The sequence below is a fragment of the Acidocella sp. genome (assembly GCF_050253495.1).
Lineage (GTDB): Bacteria > Pseudomonadota > Alphaproteobacteria > Acetobacterales > Acetobacteraceae > Acidocella.
Genome location: NZ_JBFWIX010000011.1, coordinates 53,768 through 76,797 on the forward strand (window position 1 = coordinate 53,768; position 23,030 = coordinate 76,797).

The 23,030-nt window shown below is 61.1% G+C and carries 22 protein-coding genes and 2 tRNA genes; 15 read left to right on the forward strand and 9 right to left on the reverse strand.

Going from position 1 to position 23,030, the window contains the following annotated elements:
- Positions 1 to 50: 50 nt before the first annotated feature.
- From bamA to AB7D48_RS10280, 8 genes are all read left to right on the forward strand, one after another.
- Complete coding sequence (bamA, locus tag AB7D48_RS10245) at positions 51 to 2,435, forward strand: outer membrane protein assembly factor BamA (RefSeq protein ID WP_427978501.1); 2,385 nt, start codon at positions 51 to 53, stop codon at positions 2,433 to 2,435.
- On the forward strand, positions 2,436 to 3,218 hold the full coding sequence (locus AB7D48_RS10250; protein ID WP_427978504.1) for an OmpH family outer membrane protein: 783 nt from the start codon (positions 2,436 to 2,438) through the stop codon (positions 3,216 to 3,218).
- A gap of 3 nt (positions 3,219 to 3,221) precedes the next feature.
- Positions 3,222 to 4,271 (forward strand): UDP-3-O-(3-hydroxymyristoyl)glucosamine N-acyltransferase, encoded by a 1,050-nt coding sequence (gene lpxD / locus AB7D48_RS10255; RefSeq protein WP_427978507.1) that lies wholly within the window; start codon positions 3,222 to 3,224, stop codon positions 4,269 to 4,271.
- A 3-nt stretch (positions 4,272 to 4,274) separates the two neighbouring features.
- A complete protein-coding gene (gene fabZ / locus AB7D48_RS10260; protein WP_427978509.1) occupies positions 4,275 to 4,766 on the forward strand; it encodes a 3-hydroxyacyl-ACP dehydratase FabZ in 492 nt (163 codons plus the stop codon).
- A 97-nt stretch (positions 4,767 to 4,863) separates the two neighbouring features.
- On the forward strand, positions 4,864 to 5,679 hold the full coding sequence (lpxA, locus tag AB7D48_RS10265; protein WP_427978512.1) for an acyl-ACP--UDP-N-acetylglucosamine O-acyltransferase: 816 nt from the start codon (positions 4,864 to 4,866) through the stop codon (positions 5,677 to 5,679).
- 12 nt (positions 5,680 to 5,691) lie between these two features.
- Positions 5,692 to 6,507, forward strand: coding sequence for an LpxI family protein (locus tag AB7D48_RS10270; RefSeq protein ID WP_427978515.1), 816 nt, complete (start codon positions 5,692 to 5,694; stop codon positions 6,505 to 6,507).
- 30 nt (positions 6,508 to 6,537) lie between these two features.
- Entirely contained in the window at positions 6,538 to 6,936 is a 399-nt protein-coding gene (gene gloA, locus AB7D48_RS10275; RefSeq protein WP_427978517.1) for a lactoylglutathione lyase, read from the forward strand.
- Position 6,937: 1 nt separating this feature from the next.
- Positions 6,938 to 8,146, forward strand: a complete 1,209-nt coding sequence (locus AB7D48_RS10280; protein ID WP_427978520.1) for a sulfotransferase family protein — start codon at positions 6,938 to 6,940, stop codon at positions 8,144 to 8,146.
- Here the strand turns inward: AB7D48_RS10280 and AB7D48_RS10285 are convergent.
- Entirely contained in the window at positions 8,079 to 9,254 is a 1,176-nt protein-coding gene (locus tag AB7D48_RS10285) for a glycosyltransferase family 4 protein (RefSeq protein ID WP_427978523.1), read from the reverse strand. The two genes, AB7D48_RS10280 and AB7D48_RS10285, sit on opposite strands and share 68 nt — an antisense overlap.
- A 126-nt stretch (positions 9,255 to 9,380) precedes the next feature.
- Here AB7D48_RS10285 and AB7D48_RS10290 point away from each other — a divergent pair, with 126 nt between their 5' ends.
- Positions 9,381 to 10,556, forward strand: coding sequence for a glycosyltransferase family 4 protein (locus AB7D48_RS10290; protein ID WP_427978526.1), 1,176 nt, complete (start codon positions 9,381 to 9,383; stop codon positions 10,554 to 10,556).
- Between the two features lie 105 nt (positions 10,557 to 10,661).
- Positions 10,662 to 11,276, forward strand: coding sequence for an urease accessory protein UreG (gene ureG, locus AB7D48_RS10295; RefSeq protein ID WP_427978529.1), 615 nt, complete (start codon positions 10,662 to 10,664; stop codon positions 11,274 to 11,276).
- A 71-nt stretch (positions 11,277 to 11,347) separates the two neighbouring features.
- On the opposite strand, the gene AB7D48_RS10300 is transcribed toward ureG, so the two are convergent.
- Positions 11,348 to 11,423 (reverse strand) — tRNA-Asn (locus AB7D48_RS10300).
- A 94-nt stretch (positions 11,424 to 11,517) separates the two neighbouring features.
- Here AB7D48_RS10300 and AB7D48_RS10305 point away from each other — a divergent pair.
- Positions 11,518 to 11,604: transfer RNA gene (locus AB7D48_RS10305), tRNA-Leu, on the forward strand.
- A gap of 41 nt (positions 11,605 to 11,645) precedes the next feature.
- On the opposite strand, the gene AB7D48_RS10310 is transcribed toward AB7D48_RS10305, so the two are convergent.
- The 5 genes from AB7D48_RS10310 to AB7D48_RS10330 all read right to left on the reverse strand — a co-directional run bounded on the left by AB7D48_RS10310 (position 11,646) and on the right by AB7D48_RS10330 (position 17,771).
- Complete coding sequence (locus tag AB7D48_RS10310) at positions 11,646 to 12,905, reverse strand: Dyp-type peroxidase (RefSeq protein WP_427978531.1); 1,260 nt, start codon at positions 12,903 to 12,905, stop codon at positions 11,646 to 11,648.
- Positions 12,902 to 14,017 (reverse strand): hypothetical protein, encoded by a 1,116-nt coding sequence (locus AB7D48_RS10315; protein ID WP_427978533.1) that lies wholly within the window; start codon positions 14,015 to 14,017, stop codon positions 12,902 to 12,904. Before AB7D48_RS10315 ends, AB7D48_RS10310 begins: the two co-directional genes overlap by 4 nt.
- 95 nt (positions 14,018 to 14,112) lie before the next feature.
- Positions 14,113 to 15,159 carry an ABC transporter ATP-binding protein gene (locus AB7D48_RS10320; RefSeq protein ID WP_427978650.1) on the reverse strand — a complete coding sequence of 349 codons (1,047 nt, stop codon included), beginning with the start codon at positions 15,157 to 15,159 and terminating at the stop codon, positions 14,113 to 14,115.
- A 17-nt stretch (positions 15,160 to 15,176) separates the two neighbouring features.
- Positions 15,177 to 16,769: an ABC transporter permease gene (locus AB7D48_RS10325; protein WP_427978535.1), complete on the reverse strand. Its 1,593-nt coding sequence runs from the start codon at positions 16,767 to 16,769 to the stop codon at positions 15,177 to 15,179.
- A gap of 3 nt (positions 16,770 to 16,772) precedes the next feature.
- Complete coding sequence (locus tag AB7D48_RS10330) at positions 16,773 to 17,771, reverse strand: iron ABC transporter substrate-binding protein (protein WP_427978537.1); 999 nt, start codon at positions 17,769 to 17,771, stop codon at positions 16,773 to 16,775.
- 179 nt (positions 17,772 to 17,950) lie between these two features.
- Here AB7D48_RS10330 and dps point away from each other — a divergent pair, with 179 nt between their 5' ends.
- The 3 genes from dps (at position 17,951) to AB7D48_RS10345 (ending at position 21,318) form a co-directional block, all read left to right on the forward strand.
- Positions 17,951 to 18,430: a DNA starvation/stationary phase protection protein Dps gene (gene dps, locus AB7D48_RS10335; RefSeq protein WP_427978540.1), complete on the forward strand. Its 480-nt coding sequence runs from the start codon at positions 17,951 to 17,953 to the stop codon at positions 18,428 to 18,430.
- Between the two features lie 26 nt (positions 18,431 to 18,456).
- Positions 18,457 to 18,963, forward strand: a complete 507-nt coding sequence (locus AB7D48_RS10340; RefSeq protein WP_427978542.1) for an FUSC family protein — start codon at positions 18,457 to 18,459, stop codon at positions 18,961 to 18,963.
- A 93-nt stretch (positions 18,964 to 19,056) separates the two neighbouring features.
- A complete protein-coding gene (locus AB7D48_RS10345) occupies positions 19,057 to 21,318 on the forward strand; it encodes an FdhF/YdeP family oxidoreductase (protein ID WP_427978545.1) in 2,262 nt (753 codons plus the stop codon).
- Positions 21,319 to 21,321: 3 nt separating this feature from the next.
- Here AB7D48_RS10345 and fdhD read toward each other — a convergent pair whose 3' ends face one another.
- Positions 21,322 to 22,131, reverse strand: a complete 810-nt coding sequence (fdhD, locus tag AB7D48_RS10350) for a formate dehydrogenase accessory sulfurtransferase FdhD (protein ID WP_427978547.1) — start codon at positions 22,129 to 22,131, stop codon at positions 21,322 to 21,324.
- A 118-nt stretch (positions 22,132 to 22,249) separates the two neighbouring features.
- Here fdhD and AB7D48_RS10355 point away from each other — a divergent pair, with 118 nt between their 5' ends.
- Positions 22,250 to 22,585: a hypothetical protein gene (locus AB7D48_RS10355; RefSeq protein WP_427978550.1), complete on the forward strand. Its 336-nt coding sequence runs from the start codon at positions 22,250 to 22,252 to the stop codon at positions 22,583 to 22,585.
- A gap of 53 nt (positions 22,586 to 22,638) precedes the next feature.
- On the opposite strand, the gene AB7D48_RS10360 is transcribed toward AB7D48_RS10355, so the two are convergent.
- Positions 22,639 to 22,851, reverse strand: coding sequence for a hypothetical protein (locus AB7D48_RS10360; protein WP_427978552.1), 213 nt, complete (start codon positions 22,849 to 22,851; stop codon positions 22,639 to 22,641).
- Positions 22,852 to 23,030 lie beyond the last annotated feature (179 nt).

A 23,030-nucleotide genomic window follows, 5' to 3' on the forward strand; every position in this document is an offset into this window, starting at 1 on the left:
CGAGATGACAAGTCCCGGGGGTCCGGGGGTTCCTGGTTGGGAGATTTCGATTGCTAAAGCCGCGCTCCGTTCTTCTGGCATCTGTCTGCCTGCTGCCGGCCATGCTCGCCGCCCCAAGCCCTGGCAGCACCAGGGCGCTGGCCGCCACGCCGGCCGCCGCCGCGGTGCCCGCGGGCGGAACGATAGCCGCCATCAATGTCACGGGTAACAAGCGAATAGAAGCCAGCACCATCACCGCTTACATGGTGGTGCAGCCAGGGTCGCCGTTCGATCCGCAGCAGATCAACCAATCGGTCAAGACGCTCTATGCCACCGGCCTGTTCAAGAGCGTGAACATTACCCGCAAGGGCAATGATCTTGATGTGGCGGTGGTGGAAAACCCGCTGGTGGACCAGGTTTTGTTCTCAGGCAACAGCGCCTTGTCCGACAAGGACGCGCTGGCCGCCGTCAGTATGAAGCCGCGCTCGGTCTATACGCCCGAGGCCGCCGAGGCCGGGCGGCGCGCCTTGCTGGATGCCTATGCCAAGAAGGGCCATTACAACGCTCAGGTCACGGCCAATATCATCAAGCTGCCGGACAACCGCGTGAACGTGGTGTATCAGTGTGATGAGGGCAAGGAGACGCTGATCAGCCGTATCGGCTTCGTTGGGAATCATCATTTCTCGCAATCCACGCTGCGCCAAGTCGTTTCCAGCCGCCAGTCCGCCTGGTGGCGGTTCCTCTCCAGCGCCGATGAATACAATCCCGAGCGTGTGGAATATGACGAGTATCTGCTGCATAAATTCTATTTTCATAAGGGTTATGCGGATTTCCAGGTGTTGAGCGCCAATGCCAATCTCAGCCCGGATCGCAAATCCTTCTACCTGACCTTCACGGTCGATGAAGGGGCGCGTTACAAGGTCGGTTCGGTCAAGATCGTTTCAAGCATTCCGCATCTGTCCGAGAAGGATCTGCGCGGGCTGGTGCCGCTTTCCAAGGGGGACTGGTTCGACGGCGATGCCCTGCAAGAAGGGATCGACGCCTTGAACAAGCGAGCGCTCGATCTCGGCTATGCCTTCGCGACGGTGAACCCGCAGGTGAAGAGCGACAAGAAAACCCATACGCTCGATATTGTTCTCAATGTCGTCAATGGGCCGCGCGTCTGGATCCAGCGCATCGATATCACCGGCAATACCCGCACCGAGGACAAGGTGATCCGCCGCCAGCTGACGGTGGCGGAAGGCGACGCCTATAATCAAAGCAAGATTGATAAATCGACGCAAAACCTGAAAAATCTGGGCTTCTTCAAGGATGAGAAGATTACCACCTCGCCCGGATCCACGCCGCAGCAGGTTGTGCTCAATACGGCTGTGCAGGAGCAGGCGACCGGCCAGTTTTCTCTTGGGGGTGGTTATTCCACCTCGATCGGCGCGCTGCTGAATACCGGCTTAAGCCAGAATAACTTCCTGGGCACGGGCATCAATGCCTCGATCAACGCGTTGATCGCCCAGCGCGGCACCCAGATCAATCTGGGCATGACCGACCCGTATTTCCTGGATCGCAACCTGATTGCGGGCTGGGATGTGTTCCGCACGGTGACGGATTCCTATACCGCCACCTCGCAAGCCTATTCCTATTCCGAAAGCTCGATCGGCGCGGATGTCAGGCTGGGTTACCGCTTCAACCAGAATGTACGCCAGACCTTCACCTATACGGTCAGCGAACGTAACATTTACGACATTCCAACCGGCAGCAGCACCAATATCTACATTGAGAGCGAAGCCGGCAAATCCTCGCTTTCGCAGCTCAGCCAGACCCTGACTTTCGACTATCTGGACGACGACCAGAACCCGACTTCCGGTCTGATGGTGAATTTGACGACGGATCTGGCGGGTCTGGGCGGGGATGCGAAATATCTCCGTATCAGCCCGGATGTCTCCTATTACATTCCCCTGGAGCGTATATTCGGCAATAAGCGCTGGGTGCTGAAGTTCAGCGGTTCGGCGGGCTATCTGGTCGATATGCGCGGCTACCAGGACAAGATCGAGGACCGCTTCTTCCTGGGTGGCGACACGTTGCGCGGCTTTGCCGATGGCGGTGTCGGCCCTTATGTCGAGCCGGTTTATAATAGTTCCGGGACGCTCACCAGCAGCGGCGGCCAGATCGGTGGCCGTTACATGTGGACGCAGAGCACCGAGCTGCATTTCCCGTTGCCGGTTTCCCCGGATCTTGGCATTTCAGGTTTCGCCTTCGTCGATGTCGGCTCTCTCTGGGGGGCGAACCCGATTGGCACGGCGACGCTCCACGATAGTTCCGCGCCGCGTGTCGGCGCGGGTGTTGGTGTGTCCTGGAATACGCCTTTCGGGCTGATCAACCTCTCCTTGGCCCAGCCCGTGGTCAAGCAGGAGGGCGATCAGGTCCAGCAATTCCGCGTTTCTTTTGGTACGAGGTTCTAAGTGTCCGCTCTTTCCCGCTATGCGCTCGTCTTGCCGCTGCTGACGCTGGGAGCCGCACCGGCGGCACATGCCCAGTCCTCATCATCTTCCGGTTCCGCGGGTTTCTTCATGCCCCCGAGCGCCCAGACGCAGAAAGCGCCAGAAATGGCGCCCAAGCCCAAGCCGAAACCCCTTGCGCCGACCGCGGATGAGACGTCTCAGCCGCAGACGACCAAGTTCAAGGTGCCGAATCTGCCGGCATTGCCCGCGGAATCGCCGCCTCCCACCGCTGTCATCGGCGTGTTGTCGGTGCCCCAGGTGCTCCAGCAATCCACCGCCGCCCAAGCCGTGCAGGCCGAGATCAAGAAGCGTCAGGATGCCTTGGCCAAGGATGCCCAGGCGGCCCGGGCCAAGATCCAGGCGGAGCAACAGGCCATCATGGCCGAGCGTGGCAAGCTCACCGATGCCGAGCTGGAGAAGAAGGAGCAGGCACTGCAGAACGAGATTGCCGCGACTCAGACCAAGTTCCAGGAGCGCAACCAGGCCATCCAGAATGCGGGGCAGACCGCCTTGCAGCAGATCGAGGCGATGCTGGCCGGGATCGTCAAGCAGGAAGCGCAGGCGCATGGCATGAACCTCGTGCTGCATCGCGAGCAGGCGGTGCTGAATGTGGCGGCGTTCGACATTACGGACGAAACCGTGAAGGAGCTGAACAAATTGCTGCCGAGTGTGAAGGTACCGCCCAGCGTGGTCACGCCTGGCATGCAGATTAACCCGCCCGAAGACCAGGGCGTTGGCCCCTGAGCCATGGCAGACGACGCGAAACCTGGTGACGGGCGTTTTTTCCACCGTACCGGGCCACATTCGATCGCCGCGCTCGCCGCGCTTTTGGGAACGGAGGCGCGCCAGCCGGAGCGGATGATCTCCGGCATCGCGCCGCTGCAAAGCGCTGGGCCGGAGGATGTTAGCTTTCTCGATAATCGCCGCTATGCCGGTTTGCTGGCGCAGACCAAGGCGGGAGCGGTCATCCTGCATCCTGATTTCTTGGACAAGGTGCCGCCGGGTTGCGTGGCGCTGGCGGTGAGCGAGCCTTATGTGGGCTGGGCCAGGGTTGCCACGTTATTCTACCCGTTTCCGGAGTCTTCGCCCGGCGTGCATCCCAGCGCCATTGTCGACCCGTTGGCCAGTATCGACCCCTCGGCGGAGATTGGCGCGGGTGCGGTGATCGGCGCGGGCGCGGAGATTGGCGCGGGCAGTTCCATCGGCGCGCTGGCTTATATCGCGCCAGGGGTGGTGGTCGGGCGGGATTGTCGCATCCATGCGCAAGTCACGCTCAGCCACGCCATTCTGGGAGACCGGGTGGTGATCTATCCGGGGGCGCGCATCGGTCAGGATGGATTCGGCTTCGCGATTTCAAAGACGGGTTTCACCCCTGTTCCGCAATTGGGGCGTGTGCTGATCGGAGATGGTGCCGAGATCGGCGCCAACACGACCATTGATCGCGGTTCGGCGCAGGATACGGTGATCGGTCCGGGTGTGCATATCGATAATCTCGTGCAGATCGGCCATAATGTGAATATCGGGCCTTATTCCGTGGTGGTGGCGCAAGCGGGAATTTCCGGTTCCACGCAGATTGGCCAGGGGGTGATGATTGCCGCTCAGGCGGGGCTGACCGGACATTTGAAGATCGGGAACAAGGCCCGCATCGGGGCACAATCGGGCGTGATGCAGGACGTGCCGGATGGCGAGGAGGTGCTGGGCGCGCCCGCGCAGAACTCGAAAAGCTTCTTTCGCGAGGTGATCACCTTGCGAAAACTCGCCCAGTCGGGGCGCAAAGGACAAAAACCAGGAAATTGAACGATGACTGACGTGACGGAACAGACTCTTCCGCCCGTGGATGTGGCGATGATCGATATCAAGCAGATTTTGTCGATGATCCCGCACCGCTATCCTTTTTTGCTGGTCGACCGGCTGGTGGATGTCCGCAAGGACCACTCGGCTGTCGGCATCAAGAACGTGTCGGTGAACGAGCCGTTCTTCCAGGGGCATTTCCCCGGGCACCCGGTGATGCCGGGCGTGCTGATCATCGAGAGCATGGCCCAGACCGCGGCGGGGCTCGTGATCGCCACGTTGGGACCGGAGGCGGGGATTCCCATTGTGTATTTCATGTCGATCGACGGTGCGAAGTTTCGCAAGCCGGTGACGCCGGGCGATCAGCTTCGGATTGCCGTGACCAAGGAGAAGCGGCGCGGGCAGATCTGGCGGTTTGTCTGCGCAGCGCGGGTTGACGGCGCCGTGGTGGCGGAAGCCACGATTACCGCCATGATCATGGACAAGGAAAAACCTGTCTGAGATTGGCGCTGTGTCTCGACATAAGCGGTAACCGAATGTGATTGGCTCTGGCTGGTGCGCGCCTGTACAGCGCGAACAGGCCTGAAGCGGACAGAGAATGCTGGATACGGTAAAGAGCATGATTCACCCCACCGCCATCATCGAGGATGGCGCCGTTATCGCCCCAGGCGTGACAATTGGCCCTTTCTGCACGGTGGGCAGAGAGGTTGTGCTGGAGGAAGGCGCGGAACTGGTTTCCCATGTCGCCATTGCGGGGCGCACGCGGGTGGGGGCGGGCGTCAAGCTGTTTCCGTTCTGCACGGTGGGGCTGGAACCTCAGGATCTTAAATATAAGGGCGAGGAGACCGAGACCGTTATCGGCCCCCGGACGCAGATTCGTGAACATGCCTCCATCCATCGTGGAACGGTCACGGGCTCGGGCGTTACCAGGATCGGCGCGGATTGTCTGCTGATGGCCACCGTGCATGTCGCGCATGATTGCGTGGTGGGCGATGGGGTGATCATTTCCAACAATGTCGCGCTGGGCGGGCATGTGGAAATAGGCGACCGCGCCGTGATCGGCGGTAATGCGGCGCTGTTGCAATTCACCCGTGTCGGTGCCGGCGCCATGATCGGAGGGCTGACAGGGGTGACGCGCGATGTCATTCCCTATGCCCGCGTGTTCGGAACGCGGGCCGAACTGCTTGGGCTAAATCTGATTGGCCTGAAGCGCCGGGGGGTGGAGAAAACCGAACTCGCCGAGATCAACACCGCATATAAATTCTTGTTTTCCGGCCCGGGGGTGTTTGCCGAGCGCGTGGCGAAAGCGGAGGAAACCTATAAGAATAACGCTTATATACGCGATATTCTGGCTTTTATTGCCTCGCCCTCGAAGCATGGCATTTTGACCAATGTCGCGGGCGGAGACGAATAGGGCGCGTGCCGCTTGAGCCCGCTTGGGATTATCGCGGGCGGGGGGCCCTTGCCCGGCCAAGTAGCTGCCGCGGCCCGGGCGGCGGGACGGGGTGTGTTCATCGCGGCGCTGGAAGGCTATGCGCTGGCCGAGCCCCTTCAGTCTTTTCCACATAAATTCTACAGGCTTGGCGCCATCGGGGCGATGGTCCGGGCGTTCCGGGAGGAAGGCTGCCAGGATCTGGTAATGATCGGTCCGGTCAAGAGGCCTTCCTTTTTGTCGCTACGCCCCGACGCGGAAGGGGCAAGGCTGCTGGCGCGTGTTGGCAGGGCGGCCTTTCTAGGGGATGATGGCTTGCTTGCGGCGATTATCCGCATCCTATCGGAGGAGGGGTTCCGGGTTCTGGGGGCACATGAGATCATAAAAGACGCGTTGGCGCCCGAAGGAGTGTTGAGCACCACGCAGCCGGATGAACAGGCCATGGCGGATATTCAACGCGGGGTGGAGGTGCTGAGGATCATCGGCGCCGCGGATGTGGGGCAGGCCTGCGTGGTGCAGCAGGGGCTTGTGCTGGCGGTGGAGACCGTCGAGGGCACGGATGCCATGCTGACCCGCATTCCGGCGGTAAGACGTGCTGGCCCGGCCGGGGTTCTGGTGAAAATTGCCAAACCGCAACAGGAACGGCGAGCCGATATGCCCACAGTGGGGCCGGACACGGTTCATCATGCATGTAATGCAGGGCTCAGGGGGGTGGCATTCGAGGCTGGCGGCACGATTTTAGTCAATCGGGCGCAATTGATTGAAATTGCCGATAAAGCGGGTGTTTTTTTGGTCGGTATTCGTACTTAAATGGATAAGGCCAGCAGGAGAGACCAGGACATGAGCGAATTCTCTTATCTTCATACCATGCTTCGTGTTGGAGATCTGGAGCGGAGTGTGAATTTTTATACCGGCCTGCTGGGCATGAAGGTGCTGCGCCGTCACGAGGTGCCCGAAGGCAAATATACCCTTGTCTTCGTGGGATATGGAGACGAAGCCAGCCATACCGTTCTGGAATTGACCTATAATTGGGGGGTCGAGCATTATGAGGCGGGAACAGGGTTTGGCCATCTGGCCCTGGGGGTGCCGGACATTCACGCCACCTGCGAGAAACTGCGCGCGGGTGGGGCGAAGATCGCCCGCGAGCCTGGCCCGGTGAAATTCGGCACCACGGTGATTGCCTTCATCGAGGATCCGGACGGGTATAAAATCGAATTGATCGAACGGAAGCCGCGCTGAGATGACGATGCTGGCCAAATTGCTGAGCAAGGGGTTTCAGCTTGCCGATGGGCTGGTGCCTGAAGCGGCGTTTCCCGTCGTGGCTGCGAAGAGCCTGGTTCAGACCGCCGGCGTTGCCCCCGCACCCGATGCCGTGGAGGGGTTGGAACGGCTTTTGGGGGCCATCAAGAACGAATCGGCGCTGAGTCTGTTTGGCCGGCTTTCCTTGCGGTGGGATTTCTTGCGGTTGTTGCGCAATGCGCAACTCATCGAGGACGCGCACGCGGCCAACCCGGCCTTGGCCGCGGCACCGGTGACGGCACCTTTGTTCATTCTTGGCTTGCCGCGTTCGGGCACGAGCTTCCTGCATAATCTGATGGCGGAAGATCCGGGTAGCCAGGTGCCGCGCAACTGGCAGATGATCTACCCCGCCCCCCGCCCGGCGGGGTTCGACCCGCAAGGGGATAAGCGTGTTTCCCGGGTCGATAAGCAGCTCGATCTATTCAATGGGCTGGCCCCCGGTTTTCGGGAACTGCACCCGATCTACGCCGACAGCCCGCAGGAATGCAGCGAGATCACGGCGCATGTGTTCCAGAGCCTGCGGTTTGATTCCACGCATCGTGTGCCATCTTATTTTGAATGGCTGGAGACCAGGGGGCATGACGATGCTTTCCGGTTTCACAAGAAATTTCTGCAATTTCTGCAAAATGGCGTGCCCTCGCGCTGGGTGTTGAAATGTCCCGATCATACGTTCACGCTGGACGCCATCCTGCGGACCTACCCGGATGCGCGTTTTGTCATTTTACATCGTGACCCGATCGCGGTTCTGGGCTCGGTCGCGCACCTGACCCAGGTATTGCGCAAACCGTTCCTGCGCGGGATCGATGCCGGTGAGATTGGCGCTCAAGTCGCCGCGAGGTGGACGCAAGGGGCCAACCTGCTGCTGCAGTTCGACCAACGCGCCGATGTGCCGGCTTCACGCAAGCTGCATATGCAATATGAGGAATTCACCGCCGCGCCATTGGCGGCGCTGGCGCGGATTTACGCGCATTTTGGCGAGGAGTTAACGGAACCAGCCCTGCGGGCGATGGACCGGCGTATTCAGGCCAAGCCGCGCGGCGGCTATGGGCGGCATGCGCCTTACCGGCTGGAGGCATTCAAGCTCAGCGTTCCCGCGCTGCAAACCGCGTTTTCACCTTATGTGCGGCAATATTGCCAAGCAGCTCGCTGAGCGTTTCGGTCAGGATGGGGGCGGTGACGGCCAAGCTGTAATGCTGCTCCACCCGCAGCCGTGCCGCCGCGCCCATCCGGGCGGCCAGGTCAGGGTTGGCGCGGAGCTGGCGCAAATAAGCCAGCCAGTCGTCTGGTGTATGGGCCAGGAAGCCGGTTTCGCCGTCGTGAACGATCCGGTTGTTCGCGCCGATGGCGCTGGCGATGGCGGGCCGGGCCATCGCCATGTACTGGATCAGCTTATAGCCGGATTTGCCATTGGCCCATTCCGTGTCCGGCAGGGGCATGATGCCCGCATGGCATTTTCCGATCATCATGGCTTCGCTGGCTTCCGTCCAGGGCAGGCTTTCGACATCGACGCCGGGCATGGTGAAGCCTGGCGCGCCAATGACCAGCAGTTTCAATGGTCCCTCCTGGCTTAACAGGCGCAGAGGGGCCGCGAGAAGATGCAGGTAAGTGGCGGTCAGGGGGGTGCCGATCCAGCCTATGGTGAACGGCCCGCCGGGCAATGGCGTGGGCTGGTAGCGCGCCGGGTCGATGACGGTTGGCAAGAGCAGGATATTCCGCGCTCCTTCCGACACGGCCCAGCGGTATAGTGTGTCGTTGGCGACAATCGTCAACGCGGCTTGGCGCAGCAGATTGCCGAATTTATTGCGCAGCAGCAGCTTGACCAAGGAAGAGCTGGATTGGGCGTAACGCAGGGCCCACGCATCGTCGAAATCCAGTATATAAGGGGTGTCGCCGAGCAGGCCCCGCTCAAGCCAGTACGGGAGCCAGGGCAGCAGCTCCTTCTCGATCCACAGCAGGTCGTGCTGGGCGATTTCGGCGCGGACCGACAGGGCCCGGCAATAGGCGCCCAGCGCTGCCCCCGTGCGTGAGCGTCCGGTATAAAGCGCGTTCAGATAATCATCCCGCAGAAAGGGGCGTAGCGTGACATCCAGCCCGACCTGGCGGAGAAAAGGCGCATATTGAGCTAAGCGCAGGCGTGAACTGGCCCCTAGCGCGCCATATCGCATGGCGCAAAGCAGACGGCCTGAGATGGGATTGTCCGATGTCGCGGCGGCGATGGATTCGCTATGATGCGCGGGCAGTAAAAGCGGTTCGGACATGAAGAAAACATAAATAAAACCTCCATCAAAATAAAACTAAAAGTTGATTATTTTTTAATTTTACTCGTTTTAAGTGTGTTCCCGGCGGCGCGGCCAACATAGGGTGGGCGTGTGGAGCGATTATCCTTGGGCCATCATCTGTGGCGTATGCTGCCCGCTGGCGCGCGCCGGGCGGGGCTGGGGCGCGTGGCCTCGATTCTGGCGCCTCGTGCCGATTCCGTGCCGGTCTCCTTGTCTCGCGGGCTCGCCGTCGCGGGGGAGTTGGATGGGGGCACGGGACTTGGAGAAGCGGGGCGGATTTTGCAGAGCGCCGCACGAAGCGCGGGGTTTGGCGGTGCGCCAATCGTCATGGGGGTGGGCCGGGCGCCGAGGGGCGGTATTCCCAGTGGAGCGGCGCTGCTGCTGGCGGTGAATGCGCCCAGCCTGAGATTGATGCTGGCACGGGCGGGAAAGGACTGGCTGAGGGGGCGGCGTGTCATTGGCAGCTGGGCATGGGAGTTGCCCGTGGCGCCGCTGAATTGGAGAGAAGGCGGGCGCTATGTGCATGAGGTCTGGGCGCCCTCGGCCTTTGTCGCTGAGGCGCTGGAGCCGCTGCTGCCTGGACGGGTGCGGTTGGTGCCGTATCCGCTGGCCTTGTACGGCCTGCCACCGGCTGAGTTGGATGTGGATTTTGGTTTGCCGGAAGATGCGGTGGTGACGTTGATGGTGCTGTCTCTGGGTTCCAGCTTTGCCCGGAAGAATCCACTTGCCGGGATTGCGGCGTTCCGCCGGGCCTTTGGCGGTGAGCGGGAGCAGATACTGGTCGTCAAGCTTCAGGGAGCCGGGGCCTATCCGCGCGAGGCGGCGCGGCTGGAAGCGGAAGCGGGAGCGAATATACGAATCATGAGCGGTGCCTGGCCACGCCAGAAGGTGGCGGCGTTGCTGGCGCGGGCGGATATTGTTTTGAGTCCACACCGCTCAGAAGGGTTTGGGTTGGTATTGGCGGAGGCGATGTTGCGTGCCAAGCCGGTGGTGGCCACGGGGTGGTCTGGCAATCTCGCCTTCATGGATGCGCAAAGCGCCGCGCTCATCGGTTATGATCTGGTTGAGATCGAGGATATGAGCGGTATCTACGAAAAGGGCGGCGGCGCGCGGTGGGCGGAGCCGGATATAGAGCATGCGGCTGCCTGGTTACGGCGCCTTGGTGGAGATGCGGGCTTGCGCGCGGCGCTGGGGGCCAGGGCCAGGACGCATGCCCTGGAGAAGCTGGATGCCGGCCCCCTGCGCGCCGCCCTTTCCGCCAATGGAGTCGAGGCCTTGTGAGGCCCCAGGCTGGGTGGACGGAGCATTGGCAAACGTGTTTCCTGGAATCGCGCGGCTTGTAGCTGGCCGCGGAGCGAACCATCCTGACAGGAGAGCATAAGGCAGATGAGCGCGGCGAGAATCGGAATTGGTGGCCCGGTGGGCTCGGGCAAAACGGCGCTGATCGAAGCGTTGATCCCTGTTTTACAGCGCCGAGGGATTAATTTCGCCGTGATCACCAATGATCTTGTCACCGCCGAGGATGCGGAGCGTTTGCGCCGGTCGGGTTTGATCGACCCGGCGCGCGTGGGGGCGGTGGAGGCCGGTGCTTGCCCACATACCGTGATCCGCGAGGACCCGACGCTGAACATGCTGGCGGGAGACCGCATGGAAGCGGCGATGCCGGGGTTGGAACTCATTATTTACGAATCGGGAGGAGATAATCTTGCCTCGACCTTTTCACTCGATCTGGTGGATTGGTGGATTTTCGTCATCGATGTCGCCGGCGGAGACGATATTCCCCGCAAGCGCGGCCCTGGTGTGCTGCGGTGTGATTTGCTGGTGATCAACAAGACCGATCTGGCGCCTTATGTGGGCATTGATCTGGAAAAAATGCTGGAGGAGGCGCGCGCGGCGCGGGGCGGCAAGGCATTGATCGCCACGAATGCCCGCAGCGGGGAGGGGATTGAGGCGCTGGCCGACGCTATCGCCAAGGCGGTGCTGTTTACCCAACCAGCTTGATGACTACCTTGGCGGCCTTTGGCCGCCTTTAGTGAGGTGCCGGAAACTTTAGGTTTTGTCAGATGAAAACCTGGCTCCCGAAGTAGGACTCGAACCTACGACCGAGCGATTAACAGTCGCTTGCTCTACCAACTGAGCTATTCGGGACCGGTGGGGCGGGTCTATAACCAAACCAGAAAGGGCTGGCAAGTGGATCGCCTGTTGATTTCGTGCGAGGCCTAACTTACACAGCTTCCACCGGGCGGGTGTGGTGGAACTGGTAGACGCGCCGGACTCAAAATCCGGTTCCAGCAATGGAGTGTCGGTTCGATTCCGACCACCCGCACCAGGTTTCAGATTTTTCGTCGCAGCGCGGAATTCAAGGTTTTTTCAGGCGCTCTCGAACAGGGACTCGCCGATGTAACCGCCTTGTTTGGCCCCTGGGGGGCAGGCGAAGACAGCGCTGTTCACGTGGGTGGTGAACTGGTTCAAGGCATCGAATTTCGACATCTTGTCGAAAATCTGGATGAAGCCCGTGCGTGGATCCTTCTGATAAGCCTGGAAGAAAAGACCCGAATCGAATTCGATGGCTTGGGTCCAGGGTGGCCAGCGCTCGGCGGTGAAGACCGCGCCGTTATTGTAGGAATATGAGCGGCGCAGGATCTGGGCGCCATTGTTGAACTGGGCCGCCCCCAGGCGCATATGCGCGGTTTCCGGGATAATGTAGTTGCCGTCGCTGTCGGTTGCGTTGAAATTCGGCGTGTCGAATTCGTCCCGCGCGCCGAGTGGCGCGCCTGACTGTTTTTTGCGACCGAAGGTTTGCTCCTGGAACATCACCTTCATGCGGTCCCAATGTTCCAGCGCGATTCGGATTCGCCGCGCCACCATGTAGCTGCCATCGACCATCCAGCCCGGGCCTTCCGCCCCGGCCCAGACGGCTTCATCCAGCTCATGGCCGGTGGGATTCATGGTGCCGTCCTTGAATCCCATGAGGTTGCGTGGCGTGCCTTTGGTTTCCGGCGCGGCGCTGAAACCCGCCTGGGTCCATTTCAGGGTGGTGACGCCATATCCCAGCCGCGCCAGCTGCCGCGCCGCATGAAACGCGACTTGCGGGTCGTCCGCGCAGGCCTGCACACATAGGGCGCCACCGCATTGTTCCTCCACGAGCTGGTCGCCGTTGAAGCGCGGCAAATCCACCAGGGCGGCGGGGCGCTTGGCCGCCAGGCCGTAACGGTCCTTGCCGTCATGCGTGAATAAATCAGGGCCGAAGCCGAATGTGACGGACAGGCGCGAGGGGCCAAGCCCCACGGCCTCGCCGCTATCCAGCCCAGGCTGGTCTTCCTCTTGCCGGCCAGGTTCAGCGGGCAGGCCCGCGGTCATGCGGGCCGCGGCATTCGTCCAACGGCGCAACAGCGACACGATGTCGGCCCTGCGTTCGGTGTTCAGGTCGAATGCGGCGAAATACAGGGCATTCTGCATTGGCGAGGTGATGCCCGATTGCCGAGCTCCGTAAAATGGCATGGTCGTTTTCGCCATGTCTGGCATGGCCGCTTTCACCGCCGAGGCGGGCAGGCTGGCGGCCGCTCCCGCCAGCCCTGCCGTGCCCAGAAAGCACCGGCGCGACGGGGCTTTCTTGTCGTGCCCGTTCATTTCGCCTGCATGACGGTGTTCATGTCGTCCTCGACATAATAAATACCCTTGCCGTCGGGGCTCGGCACGATTCCAAACAGGTCGCCGCTGCCCGGTGGGGTTTGGGCTTCGTCCTTGTCCAGCCATTTATCGCCGATCTGCTTGCCGGTTGTGGGGTCGATCTCCACGGCGCGGCCATCCAGCCCGTTCACGGTGATCAGATTGCCGTTTGGGGCTGTGGTCAGGGCCAGGGGACGGTTCAGCAATCCGCCCTGGGTCACAACTTCGCCGGTTCCGGCGCTGTCCATGCGAGTCGTGGCGTCGAGGATTTTCACGACCCGGTTGCCGATGGCGTCCGAGACATACAGTGTGCCATCCTTGCCCAGCGCCAAGCCCGTGGGGCCGATCAGGAACACGCTTTCATCGGCCCGGGCGGGAAAGCCGCTGCCGATCACGGTTTGACTCGCCACTTCCGGGGCCTTGCCTTCGGGAATGTTCAGCTCGATCCGCAGCACGGTGGCGGTGTTTTGCACTGGCTGGCCCGGTGCGCCGATGCCGAATCCGGCATTGCTGACGAAGAGCGTGGCCTTGGAGCCGTTATCGATCCAGGCCATGTTCCCCCATGGGTCGGCGATGTTCGGGCCGGAGATGGTGCCCGCCACCTTGCCAGAGGAATCCAGCACGATCAGGCATCCCTTGCCCAGTGTCTTGGTGGTGCCGTCGGTGCTTGGGGCGCTGCCGATAATGACCCAGCCTGATTTCAGCACCGCCATGGCCGTGGACAGCCCCACGCCGCCCGGGCAGCCATCGAGCTTCGCGGGCAGTGTGGCGAAGGTCGTGGTTTTACCGGTGGCGGGGCGATAGTCGATGATCGTTGTGCCCGTGCCTTGCAGGTTCTTGGCGTTATTGAAATTTCCGACGAGGAGGTCGCCCTTTTGCAGGTTGCCGGCGCTGACCGGAGATATGGCCATGGCGTAGGGATTCTGGTCGCCATTTTCCGGAACGGTGGAGGTGACCAGATGCTCATGGTGCAGAGAGGCGAGGTAACCCTCATCGGCCAGCGCGGCGCTGGGCAGAGCCAGGGTGAAGCCGAGAGCGGCCAGCAGGCCGCGATGATAATTGCGTGTGATCATATTTTGATCTCTCCCAGAAAGATTGTCGACAATGAAAACCATTCGCATTTAATCGGCAATAGTAAATGCGAATAATTCTTAATTAAATGCGTGGATCAGGCTATCGATGCGGGAATGGCGGGGTAAGCGGTGACTTTGCCCTGCACGGAAACCCGGACCTCATGCCCAGGGGACGGAATGGTGTGGCCATGGACGCGCGCCGTGACTTCAAGGCCGTCCGTCTGGCGCAATGCCATCGTCACGGCCGCGTCGTGCCCGTAATATGTGACGGATTCGACCAAAGCCGGAACAGCCCCGGGTGCATCGCCGATCTGGATTTGTTCGGGACGGATCATGATGTCCAATGGGCCTGGCGGCTGAGGGATGGCGCAGGTGAGCAGACCCAGCGCGCAACGCGCCTGCTGGCCCAGCGATTCGCCCGGCAGAAAGACGGCCTCTCCGACAAAGCTCGCCAGGGACGGCGTGGCCGGGTGGCGGTAGAGTGTCTCTGGTGAGGCCCATTGGGCTAATCTGCCTTGCTGCATTACCCCCACTTTTTGGCCCATGGAGAGGGCTTCGCTCTGGTCGTGCGTCACCAGGATCGCGGTTGTGCCGGCTTCATGGATGGCTTGAGCCACGGCGGCGCGGGTTTCGGCCCGCAACCCGGCATCGAGGGCGGAAAATGGTTCGTCCAACAGCAACAGGCGCGGCGCGGGGGCAAGGGCCCTGGCCAGTGCCACGCGTTGCTGCTCCCCTCCCGAAAGGGCTTGTGGCGGCCGGGTGGCATAATGTGCCGGCAATCCCACCATGCTCAGAAGGTGCGTCAGCCTGGAATGGTTGTTCCGTTCCGGCCGGGGGAGGCCGAACATGATATTCTGCGCGACGTTGAGATGTGGGAATAGCGCTCCTTCTTGCGCCACATAGCCGATGCCGCGCCGTTCCGGACGCAGGCAATGTTCCGGTGAGGCGATCTGGGCGCCGTCCAGCCAGATCTGCCCCGAATCCGGGCGGAGAAAACCGGAGATCAACCGCAAGAGGGTGGTCTTGCCGCTGCCGGACGCCCCCAGAATCGCCACGAGGCCGCCCGTGGGAATGGAGAATTCAATATCCCGCAGGACCGGCGCGCCGGCGAAATTTTTGCCAAGGTGGGAAATGTCGAGCATGCTCACGCGTTTCCGGTTCATGAATGCGAATCGAAGGAGAGAACCCCCGCGCGCCCCAGCCTGCCGGCCAGGAGCCAGGAGGCGGCCATGGAAATCGCCACCATGACCGCCGCATAGGGCGCGGCGGCGGCGAACGCGACGGTTGAGGTGTCGGCCCAAAGCTCCGTGGCCAGAGTCCAGGTGCCGATGGGGGCCATCAATAATGTGGTGGTCAGTTCCGTCACCACGGAAATGAAAACCATGCAGGCGGCGGCGGCGAAACCTGGCGCGGCCAGGGGCAGCGTCACGCGCCAGAATGTTTCCACCCGCCCGAGTCCCAATGAATGGGCGGCTTCCTCCAGCCGGGTTTGAGCCTGCGACAAGGCCGCGCGCACGCTAACCAGCGCCAGCGGCAGGAACAGAATGGCGTAGGCGATGACCAGCAGGCCACGGCTCTGATAAAGAGGGCGCAGATGATGCACGCTGAGTGAGATCAGTGCCAGCGCCACGACAATTCCCGGAATGCCCTGGGCGAGATAAGCGCAGCGTTCCAGCAGCAGGGAAGGCAGGCCCTGGTGACGCGTGGCCAGAAAACCCAGCGGCAGGGCCAAGGCGAGGGTAAGGCATGCGGCCTCGATCCCGAGGCTGACGGAACTCCAGCTCGCGCGCAGCAGCCCGAGATACGAGGCGCCAGCCACCGTGGTGGCGCTATCCGCCGGACGCGTCATCCAAAAGCAGATAGTGGCCAGCGGCATGAAAGTTGTGGCCAGCCCCAGCAAGAGGGGCAAGGCCATGGCGGGCCAACGCCAGCGCCCCAACCCATAGCGAAGTGCCGCTCCCCTGGTGCCGCGCGCCAGCCGGCCATAGCGGCTTTTGCCACGGATCAGAGCTTCCGCGGTTAAGCACAAAATACAGAGCAGCAGGAGAACCATGGCCAGCAGGGCTGGTTCTGGCCCGGAAAAGCCGGTGCGATAGGCTCCGTAAATGGCGGTGGTGAAGGTGCGAAAACGCAGCAACGCGAAGGCGCCGAATTCCACCAGCGTATTCAGCGCCACCAGCAGCATGCCGCCCAGCAGGGCGGGGCGGAGTTGGGGCAGCACCACGCGCCACAACATCGACCAGAAATTCCGGCCAAGGGCGCGCGCGGTTTCTTCCAAGGCGGGGTCCATGCCGCGCAGGGCGGCCGCCACGGGCAGATAGACGAACGGGTAATAAGCCGTGCTGACCACCAGCAAGGCACCGCCATAAGTCGCGAAAGCCGGGCTGATGGAAAGCCAGGTAAAACTGGTGATGAAGGCCGGAATGGTCAGCGGCGCAACCGCCAAGGGCGCCCAGAAACGCCGGCCAGGTAGATCCGTGCGCTCCATCAGCCAAGCCAGCACTGTGCCGGTTGCCCCGCACAGCAGACAGGTTCCCACGATCAACCCCAACGTGTTCAGCAGCAATTCACCGGTCAGCGGCCGCCAGATCAGTTCGGCCGCCAAGGCCCAGCCACCGGTCATGGCGTTTTTCACGGTAATGCCGATCGGCAGCAGCACGAGTGCCGTGGCCAGGATGGCGGCGCCGAGCAAGGCGCGGGGAACGCCTTGCTCGGCGGTATGGCGGCGGATCGGCGCTGATGCCGGTTGCATGCCTCAGATCAGCCCGGCTTGCTGCAAAAGGCGGCCGGCTTCCTGATCGTCGCCAAGATCGGCGGCCTTGATTGGCGGTGGCTGCAAATCATTGAACGGTTTTAAAGCCTTGTTGGGGGACACGCCGGGGCGTAGCGGGTATTCGAAATCGACATTGCTTTTGCCCAGCATCTCCTGCGCGGATTGGCTGACCAGGAAGGCCAGGAATTCCTGCGCTTCCTTTTGATGTTTCGAGGATTTCAGGATCGCGGCGCCGGAGACATTCACCAGTCCGCCGACATCGCCATGAGTGAAGTGATAGACCCGGCTGTGGATGCCCGTGGCGCCGAGCTGTGTTTCCAGACGGTACCAATAATAATTATTGATGATTCCGGCGGCGACATCGCCATGCGCCACGGCGGCGGCGACGCCTTCGTCGTCTTCATAGATCTTGGCGTTGGTTTTCAGCCCCTTCAGCCAGGCCAGGGCGGCGGCCTTGCCGTCTTCCTTGATGACGGCGCTGACCAGGGGCAGGAAATCGCCATCGCTCGGGGCGATGCCGATCTTGCCTTTCCATTCCGGCTTGGCGAGATCCAGCAGCGAGGCGGGAAGGGCGCTTTCCTGGATTTTCGCGGGGTTGTAGGCCAGCACATTCTCGCGGGCCAGCACACCCAGCCAGTCGCCGTCGGTGGCGCTGTACTGGGCTGGCACCTGCGCCAGCGTGGCGGGGTCGACCGGTGCCAGCAGCCCCTTTTCATCCAGCAGGTTCAGCTCTGGCGAATTCTCCGTGAAGAAGATGTCGGCTGGCGAGGTCGCGCCTTCTTCCAGAATCTGTGCCGCGATTTCAGGTGCTTCACCCTGATGCAGCCGAACGGGAATGCCGGTTTGCTTGGTGAATGCATCAGCCAGCATGGCTTCCACCTGCGGGTGCTGAGCGGCGTAGATTGTCAGCGTGGGGGGCGTGGCGCGGGCGAGGCCGGCGCTGGCCGTCAGGCAAGCCGTTAGCAGCAGAAGACGCTTCATGGCTGGGTTCCTTTCTTTTAGATAATGAGAATCATTCGCATTTATGGAGGTACCTAGCCCAGCTTTAATCTGGCTGTAAAGTGCGGTGGCGCGGATAAGCCCGGGCATGGCTTGAGATGGCGGGGCAAGGCTCCCAATATGAAGTCCATATCAACGGACCGATCATTGAGGAGCTGAGCATGTCACTGCGCAAGACCGCCAATAACATGGCCGACAACACCAAGAAGGCGTCCATCGCCTTGCTGAATGCCCGCGTGGCGGAGGGGATCGACCTCGCCTTGATCACCAAACAGGCCCATTGGAACCTGAGAGGCAAGCAATTCATCGCCGTGCATGAGATGCTGGACGGGTTTCGTGGTCAGCTTGATGGGCATATCGATACGATGGCCGAGCGTGCCGTGCAGCTTGGGGGCGTGGCGATGGGCACCTCCCAGGAGGTGGTGAAAACCAGCACGCTGTCCGCCTATCCGACGGACATTCATTCCATTGCCGACCATCTCGCCGCGTTGACGGGCCATTACGGGCAGGTGGCGAATGCCGCCCGCAAGGCGATCGACGAGGCGGATGAGGCCGGAGATGCCGATACGGCGGATATTTTCACGGCTTATTCCCGCGATCTGGACAAAGCACTCTGGTTCCTTGAAGCTCATAAGGACTGACAAGCAACGGGGCAGCCGGGCGATGCATGAGCAAGGATGAATTTTACCGGCATGCGGCCTTCATCCTGCGTTGCTCGGCGGCGGCGGCCCTGGCTTTTTTGCTGGCCAGGGCGGTCGGGCTCCCTCACCCGGTCTGGGCAACCATGTCGGGTATCATTGTGTCTCAGGAAAAGCTGAACGACACCAATCGCGCCACGCTCTGGCGCTTGACGGGGACCATCGTTGGCGTGATCGCGGCGGTTATCGTGGGTGGGGCGTTGCTGGCTTTTGGCGCGTCGGTGCCCTGTCAGCTCGCCGGTGCCGTGGCGTTGTGCGCGCTGCTCGTCCGGCTATGGCCGGATTTGCGCGTGTCGATGTGGACGGCGCCGATTGTTCTGCTGACCCGCAGCGAGACCGGATCCATTCTGCAGACAGGCCTCTGGCGCGGGGAAGAGGTGCTGCTTGGCGGGCTGGTTGGAATTTTATGTCATTTCGCGGCGGAACGGGTGATCACCTGGCTAGATGCGCATGAGCCGCATGACGTGGTGACCTGACCCCAGCCTTGCTGTCAGAGCGGCTCTTCGGTGTCTTGCATCCAAGCGCGCGGCGGCTCATTTTCAGACAGGTCGTAGCCGGAGTGTGCCGTCATGTCAGAAAAACTTCGTTTTGAAACCTATGATGCCCCGGCTGGCGGTTGGGGGGCGGCCAAGGCAACGGCCAAGATTTTGTTGGAACAGAGCGTTGCGGTGAAAGGCAGCCAGGCTCTGCTGAAGATGAACCAGCCGGATGGTTTTAAATGTCCAAGCTGCGCCTGGCCGAATCCCGAACGTGAGAAGAAGCTCGAATTCTGCGAAAACGGCGTCAAGGCCCTGGCGGTGGAGGCCACCCGCAAGCGTGCCACGCGTGAGCTATTCGCCCGCTACAGCGTGGCGGAATTGATGACGCAGAGCGATTACTGGCTGGAAGAGCAAGGCCGTCTGACCGAGCCGATGCGCTATGACCCCGCGACAGACCATTATGTGCCGGTCTCATGGGAGGATGCATACAAGCTGATTGCCTCCGAGTTGAACGCGCTGGCAAGCCCGGATGAGGCGGAGTTCTATACTTCGGGCCGGACCTCCAACGAGGCCGCGTTTCTTTATTCGGTGTTCGTGCGCGAATTCGGGACCAATAATTTCCCGGATTGCTCGAACATGTGCCATGAGCCGACCAGCCGTGGCCTGCCCATGTCGATCGGTATCGGCAAGGGCACGGTGGTGATCGGCGATTTCGCCAAGGCTGAGGCGATTTTCATCATCGGGCAGAATACTGGCACCAACAGCCCGCGCATGATGACCGAGCTGGTGAATGCGCGTAAGCGCAACGTGCCCATCGTGGCGGTGAACCCCATGCCCGAACGTGCCCTGATCCGCTTTACCGAGCCGCAGGATATGGTGGAGATGGCGACCTTCCAGTCCACCTCGATTTCCAGCGAGTTCGTGCATGTCAAGATTGGCGGCGATGTCGCTTTCTTGAAAGGCATCATGAAGGTGTTGTTCGAACGCCAGGCGGCGGGAGAGGCCGTGCTGGATGAAGATTTTATCCAGGAGCACACGAACGGTTTCGAGGCGCTGAAGGCGGATATAGAAGCGACCGAATGGCGGGATATTGTCCGGGTGTCGGGTATCGACGAGGCGCAGATCCGCCGCTGTGCCAATGTCTATATCGTTTCCAAGGCCACCATCATTTGTTTTGGCATGGGGGTCACGCAGCATCAGCAGGGGGCGCGCGTGATCCAGCAGATCGCCAATCTGTTGATGCTGCGGGGTAATTTTGGAAAGCCGGGCGCGGGCATCTGCCCGGTACGCGGCCATTCCAATGTGCAGGGCGACCGCACGGTGGGAATTGAGGAGAAACCCACCGCTGCTTATCTCGATCAGTTGGAAAAGGTTTTCGGCTTCAAGCCGCCTCGTGAGCATGGCCACCATGTCGTGGAGAGCGTGAAGGCAATGATTGCCGGCACGGCAAAAGTCTTTATCGGACTGGGCGGCAATTTCATTCATGCCATCCCGGATACGCCGATTGGCTATGAGGCGATGCGGCGGTTGAATCTGACCGTTGGGATCGCGACCAAGCTGAATCGCGGCCATCTGGTGCATGGCAAACAGGCGTTGATTTTGCCGGTAATCGCCAGATCCGAGATCGACAGGCAGGCTACGGGGGAGCAGTTCGTCACCATTGAGGATGCAATGTCCAATGTCACCTCATCGAGGGGCATATTGGAACCGGCAAGTCCCGAATTGCGGTCCGAGGTCGAGATCGTATGCCGCATGGCCATGGCGGCCATGCCAAGCAGCTTGGTGCCGTGGGCGGATTATATCGCCGATTATGCGTTGATCCGCGGCAAGATCTCCGAGGTGTATCCAGCCTTGTTCCATAATTACAACGAGCGGATCAAGGCGCCAGGCGGCTTTCATCTCACCGTTCCGCCGCGTGAGCGTAAATGGAACACCGAGAGCGGTCGGGCGAATTTCCTGTTGTTCGATGGGCTGGATGAGGACAAGCCCATCGGCGGGGCGGAGATGTTCAGGCTTTCCACCGTGCGTTCGCACGATCAATACAATACCACGATCTATTCCTATTCCGACCGTTACCGTGGGGTTTATGACGGGCGCATGGTGCTGTTCATGAATGAGGAGGATATGCGGGCCGCCAATATCGCGCCACATGCGAAGGTGGCGCTGGAAACGATCGCGGACGATGATGTGGCCCGTCGGGTGGAAGGGCTGACGGTTTATCCGTACCCGATGCCCCGGGGCAGTCTGGCGGGGTATTATCCTGAGCTTAACCCATTGCTGCCTCTTGGGCATTTCGACGAAATTTCGGGCACGCCGGCGGCGAAATCCATCCCCGTCCGGGTGGTGGTCTGACACTTATTCCGACAGTTTTCCGGTGAACAGGGTTTGTGCATCAGGGCGGGCGATGGCAACCACCGTCAGCCCTGCCTGTTCCGCCGTGTACAAGGCAAGCCCCGTGGGGGCGGAAATTGCGACGATGGTGCGGATACCCGCGATGATGGATTTTTGCGCCATCTCGTAGGAGCAGCGCGAGGTCAGCAGGCAGAAACCATCCGATAAATCATGCCCGCCGCGCAATGCCGCGCCGATCAGCTTATCCAGCGCGTTGTGCCGCCCGACATCTTCCCGGATCAGCTTGATCTTGCCCGCCATGTCGCACCAGGCTGCCCCATGCACCATGTGCACTTCCTGATTGAGCCCTTGCTGTTCTGGCAGGGCTTTCAGCCCACGCCGGATCGCGGCGAGGGAGGTAGGCGGGCCAGGGGGTAAGGCGGGCAGGGGACGCAGAATTTGGGATGCATCCTCCATCCCGCAGATCCCGCAACCGGTGCGCCCCACCACCATTCGCCGGGATGCCCGCAACAGCCTGTGAAACCGATCAGGCGGGATTCGCATATCCGCCTTGATGAAGCCCCGGCCTTGTTCCAGCTCGACGGATTTGATGTCTTCCGCCCGCTCCACGATGCCTTCCGTCACGGAAAATCCGGTACAGAAATCCTCGATATCCCGGGCGGTGGCCATCATCGTGGCATAGGGCAGTGTGTTGTAGAGGAGGTTGATGGGCGTTTCCTCCGCAAGGGGAAGCTCGCTTGTCTGTGGTGTCTGGGTACTGGAGAATCTGGTGACGGGCCAGGTCAGGGTGGATGGCGTGATCGTCTCATGCATGATGGCAAATTAAGAAGGACTGACGGAAGAGCAAGGCGCCATCCCGCCCGAAACGCTGGTCTGAGGTGCCATCTTGGCAATTTGCGTTGTATCAAAGCCGGAAATGTCATGCCTATATATGAAATATATGACATATCAGGAGCGTGACATGATCCGGGTTGGCGTGGGCGTGGTTTTGGCGATGAGCCTGGGTGGGGTGGCTTTGGCGCAAGGCACGGGGGCGGCGAACGTAACGGATAATCCCAACAACTCCGTGGTGCAGCCAGGTGTGGCCAAACCGCCCGCTAATGCGCCGCAGCCAGCCAATGTAAAGCCGCAACCCAACGGTTCCAGCGCGGTATGGGCCAACCAGCCGACCTTGCCGCAAGTGGCGCTGCATCCGCAGGCGACGGTCGGTTCGACAACTCCCGTGGCTGGGCCTGGCGGCACGACCAAGGCCCGGGTTGGGCAATAGGCAGAACTAAAGCGCATGGTCTAGGCCATGCGCTTTGCTGAAGGTGATTGAATTTAGACGCGTCTGCTGGCTGGCCGTTGTCCGCCGGGCAGTTTGGCGATTTCGTCGCTGCGGCAAATGCATTCGACATATTTGCCATGATGCTCACGAAACACCCAGCCATCCTCGATGATGAATGTTTCCTTCGCGTGACTGCCAGCCGGAACGGGAAGTTTCCTCGGCGCGGCAATCCGGGCAACTTTAGAGAGTGTCTGAATTTGGTTCATCTTTTGCACCCTTGCTCTCGGACCAAGGAAGCATAGCTTCATTGGCGCGGGTGTTTCAAACCTTAAAACACAATCTTGCCAAATTTTATCCTACGTTCACCTTTGAAAAATGCCATGTAAATACAATAAGTTATGATAATCAACTGATGTTTTGCATGAGGTTTTTTGCGTAACCAAAG

What these genes read in the sequence shown, in the direction of transcription:
- AB7D48_RS10345 (WP_427978545.1), top strand. Translation starts at nt 19,057, where the DNA reads ATGTCAGAAAAACTTCGTTTTGAAACCTATGATGCCCCGGCTGGCGGT.
- AB7D48_RS10280 (WP_427978520.1), top strand. Translation starts at nt 6,938, where the DNA reads ATGACGATGCTGGCCAAATTGCTGAGCAAGGGGTTTCAGCTTGCCGAT.
- AB7D48_RS10360 (WP_427978552.1), bottom strand. Translation starts at nt 22,851, where the DNA reads ATGAACCAAATTCAGACACTCTCTAAAGTTGCCCGGATTGCCGCGCCG.
- fdhD (WP_427978547.1), bottom strand. Translation starts at nt 22,131, where the DNA reads ATGCATGAGACGATCACGCCATCCACCCTGACCTGGCCCGTCACCAGA.
- AB7D48_RS10330 (WP_427978537.1), bottom strand. Translation starts at nt 17,771, where the DNA reads ATGAAGCGTCTTCTGCTGCTAACGGCTTGCCTGACGGCCAGCGCCGGC.
- AB7D48_RS10320 (WP_427978650.1), bottom strand. Translation starts at nt 15,159, where the DNA reads ATGCTCGACATTTCCCACCTTGGCAAAAATTTCGCCGGCGCGCCGGTC.
- dps (WP_427978540.1), top strand. Translation starts at nt 17,951, where the DNA reads ATGTCACTGCGCAAGACCGCCAATAACATGGCCGACAACACCAAGAAG.
- lpxA (WP_427978512.1), top strand. Translation starts at nt 4,864, where the DNA reads ATGCTGGATACGGTAAAGAGCATGATTCACCCCACCGCCATCATCGAG.
- fabZ (WP_427978509.1), top strand. Translation starts at nt 4,275, where the DNA reads ATGACTGACGTGACGGAACAGACTCTTCCGCCCGTGGATGTGGCGATG.
- gloA (WP_427978517.1), top strand. Translation starts at nt 6,538, where the DNA reads ATGAGCGAATTCTCTTATCTTCATACCATGCTTCGTGTTGGAGATCTG.
- AB7D48_RS10315 (WP_427978533.1), bottom strand. Translation starts at nt 14,017, where the DNA reads ATGATCACACGCAATTATCATCGCGGCCTGCTGGCCGCTCTCGGCTTC.
- AB7D48_RS10285 (WP_427978523.1), bottom strand. Translation starts at nt 9,254, where the DNA reads ATGTCCGAACCGCTTTTACTGCCCGCGCATCATAGCGAATCCATCGCC.
- AB7D48_RS10310 (WP_427978531.1), bottom strand. Translation starts at nt 12,905, where the DNA reads ATGAACGGGCACGACAAGAAAGCCCCGTCGCGCCGGTGCTTTCTGGGC.
- AB7D48_RS10325 (WP_427978535.1), bottom strand. Translation starts at nt 16,769, where the DNA reads ATGCAACCGGCATCAGCGCCGATCCGCCGCCATACCGCCGAGCAAGGC.
- lpxD (WP_427978507.1), top strand. Translation starts at nt 3,222, where the DNA reads ATGGCAGACGACGCGAAACCTGGTGACGGGCGTTTTTTCCACCGTACC.
- ureG (WP_427978529.1), top strand. Translation starts at nt 10,662, where the DNA reads ATGAGCGCGGCGAGAATCGGAATTGGTGGCCCGGTGGGCTCGGGCAAA.
- AB7D48_RS10355 (WP_427978550.1), top strand. Translation starts at nt 22,250, where the DNA reads ATGAAATATATGACATATCAGGAGCGTGACATGATCCGGGTTGGCGTG.
- AB7D48_RS10340 (WP_427978542.1), top strand. Translation starts at nt 18,457, where the DNA reads ATGAGCAAGGATGAATTTTACCGGCATGCGGCCTTCATCCTGCGTTGC.